The organism is Paenibacillus sp. J22P143, assembly GCF_059692035.1.
Genome location: NZ_JCAUAQ010000001.1, coordinates 54,323 through 74,046, shown reverse-complemented (window position 1 = coordinate 74,046; position 19,724 = coordinate 54,323). Strand labels below are relative to the sequence as shown.

Annotated in this window: 22 protein-coding genes; 20 read left to right on the top strand and 2 right to left on the bottom strand. The window is 44.5% G+C overall.

Annotation, left to right across the window (positions count from 1 at the left end):
• Positions 1-43 precede the first annotated feature (43 nt).
• From AC58PQ_RS00420 to AC58PQ_RS00395, 6 genes are all read left to right on the top strand, one after another.
• Complete coding sequence (locus AC58PQ_RS00420) at positions 44-523, top strand: glutathione peroxidase (RefSeq protein WP_497240037.1); 480 nt, start codon at positions 44-46, stop codon at positions 521-523.
• Positions 524-551: 28 nt separating this feature from the next.
• Positions 552-1,232 carry a PIG-L deacetylase family protein gene (locus AC58PQ_RS00415; RefSeq protein ID WP_497240036.1) on the top strand — a complete coding sequence of 227 codons (681 nt, stop codon included), beginning with the start codon at positions 552-554 and terminating at the stop codon, positions 1,230-1,232.
• A gap of 29 nt (positions 1,233-1,261) precedes the next feature.
• A complete protein-coding gene (locus AC58PQ_RS00410) occupies positions 1,262-1,798 on the top strand; it encodes an MOSC domain-containing protein (protein ID WP_497240035.1) in 537 nt (178 codons plus the stop codon).
• A gap of 322 nt (positions 1,799-2,120) precedes the next feature.
• Positions 2,121-2,447 carry a DUF1904 family protein gene (locus AC58PQ_RS00405; RefSeq protein WP_497240034.1) on the top strand — a complete coding sequence of 109 codons (327 nt, stop codon included), beginning with the start codon at positions 2,121-2,123 and terminating at the stop codon, positions 2,445-2,447.
• Positions 2,448-2,631: 184 nt separating this feature from the next.
• The gene (locus AC58PQ_RS00400) at positions 2,632-4,887 is read left to right on the top strand and encodes a type IA DNA topoisomerase (protein ID WP_497240033.1); all 2,256 of its coding nucleotides are present in this window, start codon (positions 2,632-2,634) and stop codon (positions 4,885-4,887) included.
• A gap of 20 nt (positions 4,888-4,907) precedes the next feature.
• Positions 4,908-5,603: a uracil-DNA glycosylase gene (locus AC58PQ_RS00395; protein WP_497240032.1), complete on the top strand. Its 696-nt coding sequence runs from the start codon at positions 4,908-4,910 to the stop codon at positions 5,601-5,603.
• Positions 5,604-5,694: 91 nt separating this feature from the next.
• Here the strand turns inward: AC58PQ_RS00395 and AC58PQ_RS00390 are convergent, their stop codons facing one another.
• On the bottom strand, positions 5,695-6,627 hold the full coding sequence (locus AC58PQ_RS00390; RefSeq protein ID WP_497240031.1) for a zinc dependent phospholipase C family protein: 933 nt from the start codon (positions 6,625-6,627) through the stop codon (positions 5,695-5,697).
• A 191-nt stretch (positions 6,628-6,818) separates the two neighbouring features.
• On the opposite strand from AC58PQ_RS00390, the gene AC58PQ_RS00385 reads away from it, so the two are divergent.
• Positions 6,819-8,996, top strand: a complete 2,178-nt coding sequence (locus AC58PQ_RS00385; protein ID WP_497240030.1) for a PAS domain S-box protein — start codon at positions 6,819-6,821, stop codon at positions 8,994-8,996.
• A 65-nt stretch (positions 8,997-9,061) separates the two neighbouring features.
• On the opposite strand, the gene AC58PQ_RS00380 is transcribed toward AC58PQ_RS00385, so the two are convergent.
• The gene (locus AC58PQ_RS00380) at positions 9,062-9,292 is read right to left on the bottom strand and encodes a hypothetical protein (RefSeq protein WP_497240029.1); all 231 of its coding nucleotides are present in this window, start codon (positions 9,290-9,292) and stop codon (positions 9,062-9,064) included.
• A 139-nt stretch (positions 9,293-9,431) separates the two neighbouring features.
• On the opposite strand from AC58PQ_RS00380, the gene AC58PQ_RS00375 reads away from it, so the two are divergent.
• From AC58PQ_RS00375 to AC58PQ_RS00315, 13 genes are all read left to right on the top strand, one after another.
• Complete coding sequence (locus AC58PQ_RS00375) at positions 9,432-9,545, top strand: DUF3900 domain-containing protein (protein ID WP_497240028.1); 114 nt, start codon at positions 9,432-9,434, stop codon at positions 9,543-9,545.
• A gap of 56 nt (positions 9,546-9,601) precedes the next feature.
• A complete protein-coding gene (locus AC58PQ_RS00370; RefSeq protein ID WP_497240027.1) occupies positions 9,602-10,027 on the top strand; it encodes a DUF3900 domain-containing protein in 426 nt (141 codons plus the stop codon).
• 107 nt (positions 10,028-10,134) lie between these two features.
• Positions 10,135-10,791: a deoxynucleoside kinase gene (locus AC58PQ_RS00365; protein WP_497240026.1), complete on the top strand. Its 657-nt coding sequence runs from the start codon at positions 10,135-10,137 to the stop codon at positions 10,789-10,791.
• Positions 10,792-10,912: 121 nt separating this feature from the next.
• On the top strand, positions 10,913-11,071 hold the full coding sequence (locus tag AC58PQ_RS00360) for a hypothetical protein (protein WP_497240025.1): 159 nt from the start codon (positions 10,913-10,915) through the stop codon (positions 11,069-11,071).
• A gap of 129 nt (positions 11,072-11,200) precedes the next feature.
• Entirely contained in the window at positions 11,201-11,893 is a 693-nt protein-coding gene (locus AC58PQ_RS00355; RefSeq protein ID WP_497240024.1) for a copper homeostasis protein CutC, read from the top strand.
• Between the two features lie 20 nt (positions 11,894-11,913).
• On the top strand, positions 11,914-12,897 hold the full coding sequence (locus AC58PQ_RS00350) for an NAD-dependent epimerase/dehydratase family protein (RefSeq protein WP_497240023.1): 984 nt from the start codon (positions 11,914-11,916) through the stop codon (positions 12,895-12,897).
• 100 nt (positions 12,898-12,997) lie between these two features.
• Positions 12,998-13,306 carry a DUF4870 domain-containing protein gene (locus AC58PQ_RS00345; RefSeq protein ID WP_497240022.1) on the top strand — a complete coding sequence of 103 codons (309 nt, stop codon included), beginning with the start codon at positions 12,998-13,000 and terminating at the stop codon, positions 13,304-13,306.
• 284 nt (positions 13,307-13,590) lie between these two features.
• Entirely contained in the window at positions 13,591-13,851 is a 261-nt protein-coding gene (locus AC58PQ_RS00340; RefSeq protein ID WP_497240021.1) for a hypothetical protein, read from the top strand.
• Between the two features lie 237 nt (positions 13,852-14,088).
• On the top strand, positions 14,089-15,057 hold the full coding sequence (gene cyoA, locus AC58PQ_RS00335) for a ubiquinol oxidase subunit II (RefSeq protein ID WP_497240020.1): 969 nt from the start codon (positions 14,089-14,091) through the stop codon (positions 15,055-15,057).
• A gap of 39 nt (positions 15,058-15,096) precedes the next feature.
• Positions 15,097-17,067, top strand: a complete 1,971-nt coding sequence (locus AC58PQ_RS00330) for a cbb3-type cytochrome c oxidase subunit I (RefSeq protein ID WP_497240019.1) — start codon at positions 15,097-15,099, stop codon at positions 17,065-17,067.
• The gene (cyoC, locus tag AC58PQ_RS00325; RefSeq protein ID WP_497240018.1) at positions 17,067-17,684 is read left to right on the top strand and encodes a cytochrome o ubiquinol oxidase subunit III; all 618 of its coding nucleotides are present in this window, start codon (positions 17,067-17,069) and stop codon (positions 17,682-17,684) included. Before AC58PQ_RS00330 ends, cyoC begins: the two co-directional genes overlap by 1 nt.
• Complete coding sequence (gene cyoD / locus AC58PQ_RS00320; protein WP_497240017.1) at positions 17,685-18,011, top strand: cytochrome o ubiquinol oxidase subunit IV; 327 nt, start codon at positions 17,685-17,687, stop codon at positions 18,009-18,011.
• Between the two features lie 205 nt (positions 18,012-18,216).
• The gene (locus tag AC58PQ_RS00315) at positions 18,217-19,698 is read left to right on the top strand and encodes a L,D-transpeptidase family protein (RefSeq protein WP_497240016.1); all 1,482 of its coding nucleotides are present in this window, start codon (positions 18,217-18,219) and stop codon (positions 19,696-19,698) included.
• The last annotated feature ends 26 nt before the right edge of the window (positions 19,699-19,724 follow it).

The following is a 19,724-nucleotide window of genomic DNA, read 5'->3' as shown; positions in this document are numbered from 1 at the left end:
CTCAGAAGGTATGAAATTGAATTTGATGGAGGCGAAGGGATTCATGTCTATTTATGATATCGAGGTTGAGACGATTACAGGCGAAACACAAACACTTTCGGCATATAAAGGGAAGGCTCTTCTCATCGTAAATACCGCGAGTGCTTGTGGACTTACTCCGCACTACAAGGGTCTTCAAGAGCTGTACGAGCAGTACCGAGAAAAAGGCTTGGTTGTACTCGGTTTTCCATGTAATCAATTCGCTGGTCAAGAACCAGGTACGAACGAAGAGATTCAAGCGTTTTGCGAGCTGAACTACAAAGTGACATTCCCGCTATTTGATAAAATCGATGTAAAAGGTGAGCAGGCGCATCCGTTGTACATTTACCTGCTTAGCCATACGCCTGAGCCTTATGCTACTAACGACATTGAATGGAATTTCGTGAAATTCTTAGTTGATACGAACGGTAATGTTGTTAAACAATACAGTGCACGTACGGAACCAGCGGAAATTGGCGCGGATATTGAGTCGATTTTAGCTTAAATGACGTTGTAATGAAGGAGGACGTGCAATGGGGTCTCGAAACGGGTTTGTTTATGCCCATCCTGATGATGAAACATTCTTAAGCGGATGCCTCATTCGCCGTCTTGCTGACGAAGGAGAGCCCCCGGTCTTGCTGTTAGCCACGAGAGGCGATGCGGGTCGACAAGGGTTAGAGCGTGCGAAGAATCGCCTAGAGTTAGCTGAATTACGAGAACAAGAGATGAATGTAGCTGCTGAAATCCTGGGGATTGCTGCGGTTGAGCATTTGAAATGGCCAGATGGTCAACTTGATGAGGTTGATTTTCAGGCATTAGTTCAAGGTGTCATCTCGTTTATTCAGCGGCATGAAATAGAGCACGTGTTTACGTTTGCGGAAGACGGTGGCAATGGCCATCGTGATCATATTGCTATTTCCAAGGCGACAACAGCAGCTGTGCATAGCGGAGCTTGTCCGAGTGTAAGAAAGCTTTATTATGCGGTATCCCCGCTGTTGCGAGCTCAAGGACATCAACCGTCAATCACCGTTGATACAGAGACGCTGTGGACTGTTAAGGCTGCTGCGCTCAAAGCTCATCATACACAGTATGTAACAATCGGCAGATTTTTCGGCAACCTGGTTGATTTTCCTGAAGAGAGACGCTGGGAAGCGTTTGTATTGGGTTGGCAGGATGGTGTGCATTGGCCGATGCACGAAGTTGTGCAGTTGTAGGTTTTAAATGATAGTAGGGGGGAATAGGCATGCCCATTCATGCACGAATTGAAGCGATCCTAATTGCAGATGATCCATCGACATTTGTGACAAGAGAGCTTGAGCGTGTGGAGCTGCGTTTCGGCGGGATGGAGGGAGATCGCCATTTCGGTATCTTTGCCAAAGCGGATGTTCGTCAGCCCATGTACAAGCGTGGTCAGGAGATCATGAATCGACGTCAGCTCAGTATTGTTTCTGTGGAAGAGCTGCAGGATATTGCTGAGCGCATTGGTGTGGAGGAAATCAAACCAGCATGGTTAGGCGCCAATATTGTTGTAAGCGGAGTGCCCGAGTTAACCAAGCTGCCAATGGGGATCCGGATGATTCTTCCTAGTGGCGGCGGGTTGGTATGTGAAGGAGAGAATGAGCCTTGCTCCGGTCCTGGGCGTATCATTGCGAGCCACTATGGTGAGCCGATTTTAACGAAGTTATTTATTCAAAAGGCACAGCAAGCAAGAGGCATTGTTGCCTACGTCGAGCATCCAGGTGAGCTCAAGGTTGGCGATGTGGTAGAAATTCATAATTAATTTTCTGGTGTACCCCCATAAACCGGACCTCATTAACGAATGAGATAATCATAGATAGGTTATTCATCGTTTTTAGGGGAGTGTCAGGATGTCTCTTTGCAATTGTGATAAATGTGGGCGCGTATTTCTCACGAAGTGGGAAACAAGGTGTATGAGCTGCTCGCAGCTAGTTTTGAACGATTCGCATAAAGTGAAGGATTTTGTTCGAGCGCATCCACGTGCCACACTCATTGAAATTTACCATCAAACAGGGGTGTCCCTGCAAACGATAAAAGAGTTAATGAGAGCTTAACCGCACCTGTACAAAAAGGAGCTTTTCAGAATGCCGCATATGATTATTAGAGGTATAAGTGTTCCACACATCCAATCCATTAGTACAGCGCTTATTTCAGAATTAGCTGAGGTCTGTTCTTGTGGAACAGACAATTTTATGTTGGAGTGCCTCCCGACCGTCTCCATCTTTCAAGGGGAAATTTGTGAGACCTATCCATTTATAGAGGTTGGCTGGTTCGAACGAGGGCAGGAGATTCGCGATGCTTACGCAGAGGTAGTCACAAAGCATATCTTGTCACTAGGTATATCTGAAGTGGAGATTGCTTTCAAGGTATACCGGGAAGATAGCTATTATTGGAATGGGAAGCTGGTCTAACGAGCTTTTCTGTTGAACCTTCAATTCCACGTTAAGTGGGTGAAGGTTTTTTTACGTTTTTTGTGCCAAAAGTCGTATTTCGCGTGATCGATATTGCAGGCGCTTATAAAGTGGGATACACTGAATCGACAGAATCTGATTTCCAGCGATGCTTCGGGAATCACAAGTTAGGAGCGATTTGTGGTTGAAGACATTAATTATTGCGGAAAAACCCGACATGGGGCGAAACATAGCTGCCGCAATAGAGCCAAAAGCCAAAAATATGAGGTCTCACCTTGAAGGTGAGCAATATATCATCACTTGGGCAATCGGTCATTTGATTGAACTAGCTGAACCGGATCACTATGATGAAAAATATAAAAAGTGGAATATCAATCATCTGCCGATCATTCCTTCCGAGTTTAAATTGATTCCTAACCCGCGTACCTATGATCAACTCAAGGTGATTGCGGAGTTAGCGAAGAAATGTGATCATTTGGTCAATGCCTGCGATGCGGGGCGAGAGGGGCAGCACATTTTCTCACTTATTCAACGACACCTAGGGCTGCATCAGCCTGTTAAGCGGTTATGGATCTCCGATTTAACCTCGGAAACGATTCGTAATGGTTTCGCAACCTTAAAGGATGGCGCGGAATACGAGAATTTGACGCGTGCCGCGCGCTCTCGGAGCGAAGCGGATTGGTTGATTGGGATGAATGGTTCACGTGCGTTTACGACCAAGCATAATGTGTTGCTTTCCGTAGGTCGCGTTCAGACGCCAGTGCTAGCGCTTATTTATGATCGTCAGAAGCAAATTGAGGCGTTCTCCTCGCTTAAATTTTATGATCTGGAGGGGCATTTCGCGCAAGGCGACATTCCGTACAGAGGGATGTGGCAGGGCGAGCGTTTTACAGATGGAGAGAAGGCTGAAGCGATTGCTGCGAAAGTGAAAGGGAAGCCAGCTCGGATCCAATCCTATGAAGTGAAGGATACCAAAGAATTCCCATTCAAATTGTATGATTTGACCTTATTACAGCGGGAAGCGAACGGGAAATATGCCTTTTCGGCCAAGAAGACCCTAGATACGGCGCAAGCCTTGTATGAGAAACACAAAGTTATTTCTTACCCAAGAACGAATTCCAACTATGTGACGGAGCAAAATATTCCAGACATGCATAAGGCGTTAAACGCCTTGCAAGGTACGGCTTACCATGAACTTGTTCAAGGTGCTAATCGCAATCTTGTTCATATTAATAATAAATTCATCTGTAATCCAACCAAGGTAGAGGATCACCATGCCATTTTACCTACCAATAAAAAGGCTTCTGGCTTAAGTCCAGACGAGCAGAAATTGTACGATCTCATCGTGAGACGTTTTCTTTCTCAATTTTACCCGCCAGCAGCCTATAAGGTTCATACGGTCATGACGGAAGTGGAACAAGAGCTTTTTAAGACAACCGTTAAAGAATTGCTATCGTTGGGCTGGAAGGTCATTTACGCCGATCAGAAGAAGGAAAAGGCGAAGGCCGCAAAGGGCAAAGAGAAGGAAGACACTGATGACGAGGAAGAGGTCGAAGTCAACGAGCCATTCTCCATTGATGCCAATGGGGAAGTGCTTTGTACGGATGCGATTGTGAAGGAAAAAGACACGCAGCCGCCTAAGCATTTTAATGAAGGGACCTTGCTGAAGGCCATGGAGAGTGCGGGTAAGCAGATCGAGGATGAAGAGCTGCGCGATGCGATGAAGGATTCTGGTTTAGGTACGCCGGCGACACGAGCGGCAACGATCGAACGGCTCAAGAAAGTCGGTTATATCGACATGCAAGGGAAGAAAATCATTTTGACACAAAAGGGCAGAATGGTTGTTGAATTAATTCGTGGAGCGGGTATTGAGCTGCTGACTTCACCAGAGATGACGGGGCAATGGGAGCGCAGATTGAACGAAATTTCCCGTGGCACGGCCTCGGATGAGCAGTTTATGCATAATGTGAAAAGATTCGCGACGCTTATTGTCGATAAGGTGCGCAAGCAAGCTAGAGCTTCGAAAACGGATTTCGAAGGTGAGAATGCACCGGAGGCTTCCGGTAAACGAGGCTCAGCTTCAGCTAAGTCGGCTTCTGGTGGGGACGGCACAGCGAAAACTCCTGCAAAGAAGAAAGCCCCAGCTGCGAAGCCAGCAGGCGACGGAACAAGTACGTTCATCGCCACGTGCCCAAGGCCTGGTTGCGGCGGCTCTCTCTTCATGGGGCGAAAAGGTTACGGCTGCTCGCATTATAAGGAAGGCTGCAGCTTCGTCATTTGGAAGGAAAGCTTCGGACGAAGCTTAACGGATACACAGGTGCAGGCTCTTGTCCAAAAAGGGAAAACGACAAAGCTGAAGCTTGTCCTGGCTGACGGAACAGAAACGGATGGAAAGATTGTGTTGAAGGATGTTGCTACGGGTGCATTGGGCACCGAATGAGTGGATAGGGGAACTGCCGAGTGAGGTCATTAGCGAATGATTGGTTGACTGTGTTAGAAGAGGAATTTCAAGATCCTTACTATAAGGAATTAGAGCAGTTTCTTCAGGAAGAGTTTGCTCAGCAAACCATTTATCCGCCAGAGGATGAGGTGTTTAGCGCTTTGGAGTGGACTTCCTTTGAGGATACAAAGGTTGTTATTCTGGGACAAGACCCCTATCATGGGAATGGGCAAGCACATGGGCTCAGCTTCTCCGTGAAACCTGGGGTAGCAATTCCTCCATCATTACGAAATATGTACAAAGAATTAGCGTCAGATATTGGATTTATCATACCTGATCATGGTTATTTGAAGTCATGGGCAGATCAAGGGGTTCTGTTGTTAAATACGGTTTTGACCGTCCGTGAGGCCTTGCCTAATTCCCATAAGGGTATGGGCTGGGAACGGTTCACAGATCGGATCATTCAAGCATTAAGTGCGAGAGAAAAGCCTGTTATTTTCCTGCTTTGGGGAAGTCATGCACAGTCTAAAGCGTCATTCATTGACGTGGCGAGACATGTGATTGTGACGTCGGCCCATCCTAGTCCGCTATCGGCGTATCGCGGATTTTTCGGTAGTAAGCCCTTCTCTAAAGTTAATTCCATCTTAAATCGACTTGAAATGACAGAGATCGATTGGCAAATCCCGAATTATACGAATCGTAAAAACCACGAATGACAAAATTCGCGGTTTTTTTCACGCCTATAGACTGAAACCCGAGCTCAGAAACGAATAGTATGTTTAAGGTGTGTAAGGAATGCCTAGCTACTCACAAAATGGATTGAACATAGGTAATTGGTAAGTGTAGCTCGCAGTTTTTACCCGTTTCATAAGAGCGATTTCCGAGTACTTCGCCAAAAGCGTCGTAATCAGCCTTCGTGCCTCGTTGCAAGACTTGAATAGCTGCGTGAAGCACATTGGTTGCGTCGTTCATCGCTATGTCCAGTAACTCCCACACATTATAGGTGTAGGTTTCATTGAGATCCGTCGGACAGTTCCAAGCCGTCTTGGCTTCATTAAAATAATCGAGCGGTGCCGGATGCTTCGTAAATACTAATGGTGATATTTGACCGAATGTCAATATACGTTTGAGTCCACTTGGATCATGAAATAACCGTTGTGCACGGATCATGTCGTAGTAGGCGATATCCCAATCGGACTCGCGCATCTGTGAAGCGATTTCGGGATAATGAATCGCTGCAGCAGCGGAGAGGGCAGGAACGATACCAAGGGGGAGCTTTTCGCCAACGTAAATTTCTTTCCATACCGGTGTGTTCCACGTTTGAATATCTCGCTCATGCTTGGCAAAGATGGTATCCATGATGATTTCAAAGCGTTGATGATCCCATTTCTTGAAGCCTGACTTATAGAATACATAGGGATGCAAATTACGATCCAAAACGTGGTGCGTCAAAAATCCTAGCACATAAAGAACGGCAGGATTATATAAGCCTCTGCCTTGTACCTGACGAACAAGATCAAGTAGAAACGGTCCGCAGGCGTCCTTGTGCATGAGACTTCCGAGTTCATTTAATTTCTTGTCTTTTTTCCAAGGTAGAAAGTTATGATAAAAAAGAAAGTCGGGTCCTTGGCAGCCGAGTGAAAAAATGTTTCGTTGCTGTTTATCGTTCAAGACCGACGCATGACCCAGTTCATTCATGACTTTTTGTCCGAAAATTAAATGTGTCCAAATATTTGGCAAGGGAGCATTCCTCCTACAGCTTGAAATGAAGATTAATGACCCCTTACATTTTAACATATTGACGGAACTCAAGGCACATTTCGAGAACAAATTCGTTTCGAAGGGCTGTAAAGGCAGGATTAGAACTGTTATTGTCGAATTTATCAAACGGTGTTGGTCATCATCTAAGCATGTACCATGGAGGAAAATATATGAAGCAATCGAAAATAGAGCCTTCGTTCGATGCGATTTTTGAATTCACGACAACGGGAATGGCTCTGATCTCGCTCGAAGGTCAGTGGCTGAGAATGAATCGCAGCTTAAGTGACATACTTGGTTATTCGGCACAGGAGCTTCTAACTACGAATATGAAGACATTATTTGAACCTAATCAAGCTCGACACATAGATCACATCATGGAGAAATTGCTTGGCGGGGAGCAGCATTCTCTTCATGTTCAAATGCAGATGAAACATAAGGATATATCGTTTAAAAGCGTGGACTGGCGGATGTCCGTCATGTTAGATTCAGACAACGAACCTCAAGCATTCATTGTTCAAGTAAAGGATCTTTCCCAGCAGTCTGAAATGGAAAGAAAGCTTGCTGAAAGCGAGCAGCGCTATAAGTCTTTGATTGAACATAATCCTGCGGGTATTCTAACATGTGATACGGAAGGTCGTATTCAATTCGTCAATCCAGCCATGGAGCGGATTCTGGGCTATTCGGAGAATGAATTGAAGGACCAATTCATCCATCAGTTATTTCAGCAAGACGACAAAGAATTGCTTACAGCTGTAGAAATACTTTCACAAACTGATAATTACATGTTGGCTTTTCGTCATAAAAACGAAGATAGAATTGAACTCGGTGTGAAAAATGTGCCAATTATTGTCAATGATAATTTGGACGGTGTGTATTTGATTGCGAAGGATATCACACAATTCAATAAGGATCGAGAATCTCTCCGGGTCGCGCAGCAAGACCTTCATGACACCGTGAGAAGACAACAAGGGATGACATTGAAGTTCAGGGAAATAAATGGGAAGTTCATCCATACGTTATGTGATGGTGAGTTGCTGTATCGTATAGGACATAACCCATCTGACATTGTTGGGAAAAGTTTGCACGAAATTTTGTCGTACTCATTGTCCGCATCTATCGAAGCCTATTATCACCAGGCTTGGAATGGTGATAATGTGATGTTCGAGACAACCTTTGCCGGCATTACTTATTTGACTTCCTTACGGCCTATCATAGAAAAGGATCAAACGATTGAAGTCATTGGCTCGTGTGTAGATATTACAGAGCGCAAAAGAATGGAGACGGAGCTCCGAGAGACGAAGGAGCTGCTTGAGTCTTTTATTAACAATACCTCAGATGCGATTTGTGTGCTTGATCTAAATGAGAGAGTTATCTCCGTTAATGCAGCGCACGAACATATTTTTGGCTGGAGTCAAGAGGAATTAAGGGGTCATCCTTTGCCGATTTACTCGAATCACATGAAAAGTGAACGTAAAGAGATGTATGAGTTGCTCAGGTTAGGGAAGCAAATATCGGGAAAAGAATCGGTTCGCCTTCGCAAAGATGGACAATTGATTCATGTTAGCATTACGAAAACACCGATTAAGAATGAAAAAGGTGAGATTTTCGGATTCGCAGGAATTACGAGAGATATTACGGAACGTAAGCAAACGGAAGAGCTTCTTCGTAAGTCAGACAAGCTTTCAGTAGCAGGCCAACTCGCCGCGGGACTTGCGCATGAAATCCGAAATCCATTGACCTCACTTCGCGGCTTCTTACAGCTGCTTCAACATGATTTAAAAGACAAGAAGCATTATTTTGATATTATGTTATCTGAGTTAGATCGAATCAATTTCATCGTAAGTGAATTCCTTGTTATCGCAAAGCCTGAAGCAATTACCTATAAGAAAAGCGATTTAGGTGCTATTTTACAATCGGTCATTGCATTGTTGGATACGCAAGCCGTTCTCTGTAATGTGCAGCTTTTATTGGAATTCCAAACAGATATACCCGAAATTATTTGCTCTGAAATGCATTTGAAGCAGTTATTCATTAATTTAGTCAAAAATGCGATAGAGGCCATTCCGAAAGACGGACAGATCAAAATGATCGTTTCGTTACATGGGCGGGATCAAATTAGAATTCGGACACAAGATAACGGATGCGGGATACCAGAGGAACGATTGAAACAGCTAGGGGAGCCTTTCTACACGACGAAGGAAAAGGGGACTGGCTTAGGTTTAATGATGTGCTTCAAGATTGTGGAAGCACACAAAGGTATCATGAACATCCAGAGTCAAGTAGGGTATGGGACGACAATCGATGTGTTCTTGCCTAATTTTTCGGAGGAGCATAATCATTTCGTTTAAGTTGGACAATAATTAAAGCTGAAAACCGCCGTCGGGTTGATCCGGAAACGGCGGTTTTCGCATGTTTAGAATCCGATACTAAATTCAGATGTTTCTCTTGAATACCAAGCTGAAACAGTGTCGTTATTTTCATTGTAAACTTGTACATGATCTGGCGTGTATTTGACGATTATCCCTGTAGTTACTTGGTAATATACGCCTAGCTGATCGAGTGACCACACATAAACAGGCGTTTTCGTTAAGGCTGCAGCAAATAATTCTGAATCCGTATCAAGTAGCTTCGTTCCGTAAATCATCTATACACCTCTGTCTTAAGGATAGGATTATTAAGCACTTATTAATAAAGACATTATGAGAATTGAAATCATCACACCTTGATTTCAATTTTTTTGTGGAGTTTCGATTTTTTTCCAAATACAATCAAGAATGTCTATTTTGAAGCTCAATCAAGTGGAAATGGCGATTAACGCGAAGAACATGAAATCGATTCAATATCCATTTATGCCCGAGGAAGGTATGATCGAACCCTCGGAGCTGAAAATTCATTAAGCTTCACATGCCCGTTATTTTGAGGATTCCTAAAATATGTAGAATATGAGCAGTAGATGCCAGAAATTTTGCATAGTCAGGTGTTAGGCCTCGTTCATCAACAACTGGAAAGGGATTTCGAGCACAACCCAGAGGTGCGCCAGCAGGAAGAAAAGGATTTGGAAATTTGGGCAGCGAGCGAGAAACGCGAGCTTCAAGAGAAGTGGTCAACGGAGATGGTGATGGATGCCGCTAACTATTTGGTGGAACAGAAGCCAGATCTGGAGATGCGTATGAAACTTGATCATATTACTGTGAAAGCGCAGCTGGCAGACTACCGGCGAAAAGTGCATATTGCCAGACAAGGCGAGCGTTATGTCATCCTGATTGAAGGGGATTATTTGCATTTCGAGAAAGGTGTCTCCCCGATTGAATTACTGCGTCCCGACGATCTACATGCGGTTATTGAGCGAATTACCCGAGAAGAAGAAGGCGAGCGATAAAGGAAAAAAAAGAGGGTTCCCTCACGTTTGAATTCCTTGTATAATAGGTAAGCTTTGCTGAATTGACAGTAGGTAAATTAAGATTGGGTAGAAGGAGAAAGGGGTCAATGGCAGTGATTGTGGTTGGGGGAATGATCGGTCTTGGTAAGACATCTGTATCCACTTTACTTGGACAAGAACTAAATTCGAATGTTTTCTATGAGAGTGTCGATGATAATCCAATTTTACCGCTTTTTTACACAGCATCACCTGAGGAAATCGAAAAGCATCGTTATCCTTTTTTGTTGCAGTTGCACTTTTTGAATACGAGATTTAAGGCCATTAAACAGGCATTAGTACATAATCGCAATGTACTGGATAGAAGTATTTATGAGGATTGGTACTTTGCGAAGGTGAATCGTGAGCTAGGACGAATTTCTCAGCTGGAATTTGATGTTTATGAAGGCTTGGCTGACAATATGATGTCCGAATTGGCGGAGCTTCCTAAGAAATCGCCGGATCTTATGGTATATTTGAAAGCTTCCTTCGATACCGTGATGCATCGCATCGGGCTTCGCGGCCGCAGCTTTGAACAGGATCAATCGCTGGTCGATTATTATCGCAGGCTATGGTCAGGTTATGATGACTGGGTAATGAATCACTATCATGCTTCTGAAGTTCTAATCGTAGATATGGATCGTGTCGATGTCGTAAATCGCGCGGCAGATGCTGCCCAATTGGTCCAAGATGTTCGAGCGATGTTATCAGATTTAGCAATAGTGTAAGTGCATTAAGCGAAAATTGTCGAAATGTCGAAAGACCCCCTCAAAGCTGAGGGGGTCTTTCGAATGTTATAGTAGAAAATGAAAATCCAATCTCATGTTGTAAACCAAGAAAGCGAAGGTGATGAAATTGTTGTTTATCGTTTGTTACAAAGGCAAGGCGATGAGTGCACCACTGCCGAAATTAGCAGCAACAGAGAAAATGTTGAAGCTTAGTCGATCATTTGCCAATCTTGAACTCGTCGAAGTGCAACAACAATGGCAGACGGCTTCGAATATCTAGCATAACGAACTTAACCTTATCATAATCTCAACTCCTTAATCGAATGGATTAATGGAGTTTTTTGTGTTGTCCAATTGTGATAGAGTGGGGTGAGAAGTAATGCGCTTAGAAGGGTAGGTTGTACGAACCATGTTGTTGGAAGTAATCGCGACTACACTGCAAGATGCTAAGTGTGCTGAGGCAGGCGGTGCAAATCGGATAGAACTCGTTGCTGATTTGCAACAGGGCGGATTAACGCCTGAAATTGAGCTTATTAAACAAATAAGATCCACTGTTCACATACCTGTACACGTCATGATTCGGCCGCATGCCCGTTCGTTTCACATGTCGGACGATGATGTTGCCTGTATGATCCAATCGATTCAAAGTGCAGAACAAGCTGGTGCTAGCGCCCTAGTTTTCGGCACGTTAACACAAAAGCATGAGATTGATCGTCCTACGCTAGACATTCTTATAGGTGCTACATCTTTACCCATCACCTTCCATCGGGCGTTTGATGACATAGAGCAGCAAGCTGAAGCTTTACAACTGCTCCTTACGTATAAACAAGTCCGCTCCGTGCTTACCTCAGGCGGGGCGGCGAGTGCACTGCAAGCTGTTGAGCAAATTCGCATGCTAGTATCTATGACCCGAGGCAGCCATGTAAACATTTTGCCTGGCGGTGGACTTACACTTGATAGCTTGGCCTCATTTGTCCAATCTACGGGTGTGCAAAGTGTTCATCTAGGCACTGCAGTAAGAGAGAAAAACAGTGTGGATGGAGCTGTTGAGGAAGAGAAGGTCAGGAAAGCAAGAGTCATCCTAGATGGGATTGACCAATAAACTTGTACAGGAGGTAACCCATGAATATTCTAATTCTTGGCGGCACCAAATTTCTGGGAAGAGCCCTAACGGAAGCGGCTCTATGGAAGGGTCACGAAGTGACATTATTTCATCGTGGGCTTCACGATGCACAAGCATTTCCACAGGTTCGGCATATTCTGGGGGACCGGAATGTCGATTTGGCTAAACTGAATGAAGGTGAGTGGGATGCGGTTATTGATACGAGCGGCTATCAGCCTGAGGCTGTAGCGGCTTCAACAGAGATCCTTAAGCGCTGTGCGAAGCACTACACATTTATTTCTTCTGTTTCTGCGTACGCGGATTTAAAGCAGCTTCATCTGGATGAATCCGCAGCTGTAATGCGATTGGAGGATGCCGCAGATCCTGGGCAACGGTATGGTGCGTTGAAAGCTGAGTGTGAAGAGGTTGTCAAATCGGTATTTCCACATGGTGCACTCATTATTCGTCCAGGTCTTATCGTAGGACCCTATGACGCCTCAGATCGATTCACGTACTGGCCTGCTCGCTTGCAGCGAGGTGGTCATGTGTTAGTTCCACTGCCGAAAGAGCGCAGACTGCAATTCATTGATGTACGTGATCTTGCTGCTTGGACGTTGGATTTAATTGAACAAGGAGTCACAGGGACAATTCATGCAAGCGGTAATGAGTATGCAATGAAAGAGGTTGTAGAAGCTTGTAGGTCTAATGATAACGAGACGACACTGACATGGGTGACGGAAGCGTTCTTGTTAGAACATGAAGTGGGTCCGTGGATGGAACTTCCGCTTTGGTTACCTAGCGACAGTCTGATCGGCATGCTGCAGCTTAATAACGCGAAAGCGTTCAAATCGGGTTTAAAAACAAGACCGCTCGCAGTCACTGCCAGAGATACGCTGGCTTGGGATCAAGGTCGTGACCCGGAGGTTACTCGACTAGCTGGATTAAAACCAGAACGTGAGGAACAATTATTGCGGGATTGGGAATCTGCTACAAAGGGAATGTAGAGTGACAAAAATAATTTATGTTTTGTCCAAACGCGGGCGAATAGCTGGGGGAATCTGAATATACTGGAAGAGTAAACTCTGAGAAAATGAGGTGCAGTCTATGTACGATTCCACGGATATTCAAAGTAACAAAGGAATGGCCATTATTGCGTATATCTTGTTTTTCGTTCCGTTGATTGCGGCGAAAGACTCCAAGTATGCGTATTACCATGCCAATCAAGGACTTACCTTGTTTTTGGCGTGGGTCATTGTAAATGTCGTGCTCGGCATTATCCCGTTCATCGGTTGGTTCCTACAGCCATTTGCGAACTTGGCTTTGGTCATTTTAGCTGTGTTGGGCATTGTTGCAGCGGCACAAGGTCAGGTCAAACCGCTTCCGATTATCGGCGGTTACACACTTCTGAAGTAGTACGTACATATTAACAAGGGCTGACCATCGGTAGGTGAACTACCGTTAGTCGGCCCTTATTTGTATGAATGCCCCAGCGGATCGAGTTATTCAGCAATTCTATATAGTCCTTCAGAAATTTGCATACGGAGCCCTACGATATGGCATGATAAATATGGAACGGAATCACTTTTAGCATTTTTGTCCAAAGTTTGATCATCGTGTGAATAAAATATGAACAAATGCGACCATTTGTGGTATACTAGGAATATACATGTACAAATAAGTCAGGAGTAGTGATAATAATGTCGAATAAAGCTGTGTCCGCAAATCCGGTTGAGCACATTGAACGTGATGTTATGCCTCTAGTGAAATTAATGACATTTTCCGCTTGGGCGTTGCTTGCGATTGGTTTAGTACTTAGCTTAGCAAGTATAGAAAGTTTTAGTGATACGAATACGACTTTAATGGTTGGTATTGGTTTCATGGTGGGTAGTGTCTTCATTTATGTGATTCGCACAGCGATTCATTTGGTTCATTCTCGCAATGTTTCCAAAGGTGAATGAGGACCAGGGTTCAAAGGAATACTATAAAAGCCTTTCAAGTCTAATACTTGAAAGGCTTTTTGCTGTTCATATTTTTCCTGCTCCTGCAGAGTCAACAAACGTTCTGTGACATTTGTTTTACAGTACAACGTCGAACCGTTGACGTATTTGTTAAGATCTGTTAGTTGATAATGAACTTACAGAAGAAAGATGATATGTTGATAATAGTTAGTGATGTCGAATGGGAGGTAAGTAAAAATGAAGAAGAGAAAGCTTAAACAAGCATCGTTGATCTTCATGATGGTCGCCATCATCGCAGTATTGTCAGGATGCAGTCAAGCTATGGTTTTGGATCCTAAGGGACCCGTGGGTGCTGAACTGAAAGATTTAATCGTCATTACCACTGTGTTATGCGCCATTATCCTCGTACCTGTCTTAGTCTTAACGGCTTGGATTGTATGGCGATATCGCGATACAAAGGGAAATAAAGCTTCGTACGATCCAAATTGGTCTCATAGTACGAAATTGGAAACGATTTGGTGGGCTATCCCCATCATTATTATTGGAGCAATCGCTGTCATCACTGTGAAATACACGTACGCGACGGATCCTGCCAAACCATTAGAGTCTGATAAGAAGCCCATAACGGTTCAAGTCACTTCACTCGATTGGAAATGGTTATTTACATATCCAGAGCAAGGGATTGCGACTGTCAATTATTTGCAAATCCCTGAGGATACGCCAATTAAGTTCGAATTAACCTCAGATGCACCTATGAATTCCTTCTGGATTCCACAGCTAGGCGGTCAAATCTATACGATGTCTGGCATGGCAATGACACTGTATTTGCAAGCAGATGAAATCGGTCATTACTTCGGAACGGGTGCGAACTTTAGCGGCGAGCATTTTGCTGACATGACCTTTGATGTGAATGCAACGTCACGTGAGGATTTCGATTCCTTCATTGCCAAAACGAAGAAGGTTCCTACGAAATTAACAAAGGAAAGCTATGAGGAATTAGCAATGCCTGGCAAATCAGGCGTGAGATATTTCTCCTCGATCCCAGACGGACTTTTCGAACAAATTGTAACGAAATACACGAAGGGTCAATCTGGACATAGCGGTCATGCTGCGAGTCAATCAGATACAACGGAGAAGAAAGAAAACGCAATGAGCGGCATGAATCATAGTGACATGGACCATAGTCAAACGCATGGTGCAAAGTAATCGATACAGATTAAAGTTTCACGAAAGGGAGATCATCTCATGTTCGATAAAATAAAAGATTTCGCATCCGAGTTTTTCGTTACAGGCGATCCGATGATTCTGGGGGCTCAAGTTAGTATTGGGCTCACTCTGGTGGCGATTGTATTCGTTCTGACTTTCTTCAAGAAATGGGGATGGCTTTGGCGCGAATGGTTAACCAGTGTTGATCATAAACGAATCGGGATCATGTATATCATTTGTTCGATTCTAATGCTGTTCCGCGGCGGTGTTGATGCGCTGCTAATGCGTGTACAGCTTGCTATGCCGGACAGTGAGTTCTTGCAGCCTGAACACTACAATCAAATTTTCACCACGCACGGCGTTATCATGATTTTGTTCATGGCGATGCCGCTGATGTTCGGGTTGTTCAATATCGTAGTTCCACTGCAAATCGGAGCGCGAGATGTCGCATATCCGTTCTTGAATTCCCTCAGCTTCTGGATGTTCTTCTGGGGCGCGATGCTTTTCAACGTATCCTTCATCATCGGAGGTTCACCAGATGCAGGTTGGTTAAGCTATCCGCCTTTATCTGAAATGTCGCATAGCCCAGGCGTTGGGGAGGATTTCTATATTTGGGGGATTCAAATTTCCGGGATCGGTAGTTTAGCAACGGGGATTAACTTTATTGTGACCATTTTGAAAATGCGTACACCTGGAATGAAATTGATGAGAATGCCAATGTTCACGTGGTCCGTATTTTCAAGTTGTATCATTATTATTTTCGCATTTCCCATCTTAACCGTCACACTTGCTTTGCTATTTTTAGATCGTTTCTTAGGTGCTCACTTCTTCACCTTAGACGGCGGCGGCAATCCGATGATGTATATCAATTTAATTTGGATGTGGGGTCACCCCGAAGTATATATCGTGGTCCTGCCTGCCTTCGGTATTTACTCTGAAGTGGTATCAACCTTTGCGAAAAAAACGCTCTTCGGTTATAAATCAATGGTTTTCGCCATGTTGATTATTAGCTTATTTTCCTTCTTTACGTGGGCTCATCATTTCTTCACGATGGGGTCAGGTGCAGATGTGAACGCGTTCTTCGCGGTTAGTACAATGCTCATTGCCATACCGACAGGTGTCAAGGTATTTAACTGGTTGTTCACAATGTTCAGGGGTAAAATTAGATTCACGACTCCGATGTTATGGACCATCGCATTCATCCCTTGCTTCGTAGTTGGCGGGATGACGGGGGTACTGCTTTCTGTAGCGCCTGCTGATTTCCAATTCCATAACAGCTATTTCTTAATTGCGCATTTCCATCAGGTCTTGATCGGTGGGGTAGCCTTTGGTTACTTTGCGGGATTATACTACTGGTGGCCGAAGATGTTCGGATTTAAACTCAATGAGCATCTGGGCAAATGGGCTTTCTGGCTATGGAACATTGGTTTCTACGTTTGTTTTATGCCTCAATATTTCCTTGGCTTGGACGGGATGACTCGTCGTACGTATACGTATAGCTGGGATATGGGTTGGGGGCCGTTAAACGTCGTTTCTACCGTCGGCGGCTTCTTGATGGGGTTAGCCTTCCTCTTCCAAGTGTGGCAAATCGCGCACTCCATAAAGTTCTTAAAGGAGCACAAAGTGACGGGCGATCCGTGGGATGGGCGTACGTTGGAATGGTCGATTCCTTCACCAGCGCCAATTTATAACTTTGCCGTGCTGCCGAAAGCAGAAGTGGCTGATGTCTGGTGGGAAGAGAAGCAAGGTACGGTTAAGAAACAACCCGTGCCTACAACGTATGAACCGATTCATATGCCTAAGAATTCAGGAATCCCATTCATCATTTCGGCCATGTGGTTCTTCGCAGGATTCGGTTTCGTATGGAATTGGATGTGGCTTACGATTCCGGCCTTGATCGGTGTTGCCCTCTGTATGTGGGCTCGTTCCTTCAGCTACGATACAGATTACTATATTCCAGCGGATGAAGTGAAAGCGACAGAAGACGCTTGGAGAGGAGTGAAGGGGTAATGGCACACGCGGTTTCGCAAGCTGGGCATCATCATGATCACGATCATGAACATGAACAACATGAATCTATGAAGACGTTTGGATTCTGGATATTTTTGATCACAGACTGTATCTTATTCGGGTCGCTTTTTGCGACCTATATCGTCCTTCACCAAAATACCAATGGAGGACCAACGGCTGAAGAGTTATTCAAAATGCCAGGTATCATCGCGGAGACATTCATCTTGCTAACAAGCAGCTTTACGAGCGGTTTGGCCGTGCTTGGCATGCACAAAGGGAATATGAAGCAATTGATCGGTTGGTTGATTGTAACCGTGCTTCTTGGGGCTTCTTTCATTGGCTTAGAACTCGCAGAATTCATTAACATGGTTAATCATGAGGGAGCGACGATTAGCACCAGTGCCTTTCTATCTGCCTTCTTCACGTTGGTAGGTACGCACGGATTGCATGTTTCCGTTGGTTTAATCTGGATGATCGGTATCATCTTGCAATTGAAACGCCGTGGAATTACAACGGTAACGAAACGTAAAGTCGCGGTCATTTCACTCTACTGGCATTTTCTTGATGTCGTTTGGATCTTCGTCTTCTCAGTCGTTTATCTCATGGGGGTGATGTAGGTGAGTCAATCGCATACAAATTCGCACAATCATGAATCGCATGGTTCATTGAAATCGTATATCATTGGTTTCGCACTTTCGATTCTTTTGACGATCATCCCGCTTGTAGCTGTGATGAACCACATGCTTGGAAAGACGGGGAGCATCGTTATCATTCTCATCACAGCCGTACTTCAATTTGGTGTGCAATTGTTTTTCTTTATGCATGTCAAAGAGGGCGAGAATGCCCGGTGGAATATCATGGCACTGATCTTTGGACTTGTTATTCTACTGACCATCGTAGCCGGTTCAATCTGGATTATGACGTATAATACAGTTGCTCATTAAGGTTTTAATAGGATGAATGAATAGACGTTCTCGGCCAAACAAGTATTGGCTGATGGCGTCTTTTTGGGTTATTGGTTTTCATGGATCGTTCAGCAACAAAAAGGGTTGTCTTTCCATTTAACGCGTGATACATTATGTATCAGAGATACTTTTCGTATCATTCATCTGGCGAGACAAACTACATTTCTGAACGGAGAGGAGCCAAATGTTCCGACGAAACCAACGATTCCGTAACCAACTCGATGATCAACTCGTCCATTTGCACAAAAATTTGTTCATTAGTCATGCTGATCCGCTCTATCATGAGAAGGTTATTCGTTATTTGGATGCGAATTCTCCAGAGGCTCACTTCAATTTGGGGCAGAAGTTTCGCGAGAAGGGGAATTGGAAAAGAGCTCGGTTTCACTATACGGAAGTGCTCAAAACCTATCCCTCACCATTCTATTCTGCTGCGAATCGTGCAATTCACTTGATAGATCAGCAGCAAGCCTCACATGTTGCGAATCTAGAACAGACATTACAAGTGAAGCCCAAGCCCTTATTACCTCCATTTATGAAAATGTTGTTGCTCGTACTGCTGATTCTGAATGTGCTCTTAGTTTTGTTCTTTGTTGGAGATCAGTCGATCTCTCGGACGATTTCCAAAATGAAAATTTGGGGAGTAGGCGCTCAGGTAACCTATGAGACGGTGGACAAGCCTTTTATCCTGTATCTCACGCCTGAGACCACGCGATCAGAAATCGAAAAGAAGCTTCATGATCAAGCCTTGGTTTTAGCCAAAGAAATACCGAATGCAAATATTATGATTTATGGCATTGTCTCTGAGGATAACAGGGATAAAGGGAAAACCAAGCTGCTGACCAATGAGGCCGATATCAAGCGCGCGATGGTCGTCGCATCGTATCAGCCTGAGACAGACGCCATGGTTCACATCCGGTTTTTGAACGCTGAATTTGAAGAGCACCAACCGCTTAGCGCGATTGGTGCTAATTTAGTTCGAACCGCTTTGGATTCGTATCGAACGGATGTTGGACAAGCTCCGCCGCAAATAGATGCGTTACTGCAGGATTATCCTAATAATTATTTGAGCTTCATCCCTATCGAAGCTGTATCTGGCTCCAATGTGGTCACTGAAGTTTACAACGGTGATGGGGGGTGGGTATATGACCCCAAAGCGGCAGATGTCGCACACATGTTTTATGCGAATACCGTAGGAGGAACAGGGGTTCCTTTTGACCCCGTTCATCTCGATGTCAATAAGGCGGAGTATCAATTGAAGCTCGTTAGCGGCCCCTATTTGTTATGGGAAAAAGAAATCGGACTCGGTGCCAATGGGAGCACACCAGAAGGTGAATTTCGGGTCGTAGACCGCGTTCAACAGCCAAATGGGAAGACAAGTCAGAGCTATGGTCATGCAGGCCTAGGACTAGGTGCAATCGCTCTACACGGCACGTATGATGAGAGCTCCATCGGAGGGAATAAATCCCTGGGCTGTATTCGATTAACGAATGAGGACATACAGCAGGTATTCCCTTTCGTACCCAAAGGCGCTGAGGTGCGCATACTTTCAAATGAAAACACACCTAATCTACTTGGTCAGGAGAGTCACACTTCACAGCTGATCCCGGCAAGTTTACCCCAGCATTCGGAATCCGCGGAAAAGGTCATTTTCCATTGGTTAGGTTAAAAAAGCAGCTGAAGCTTACCGAGAAC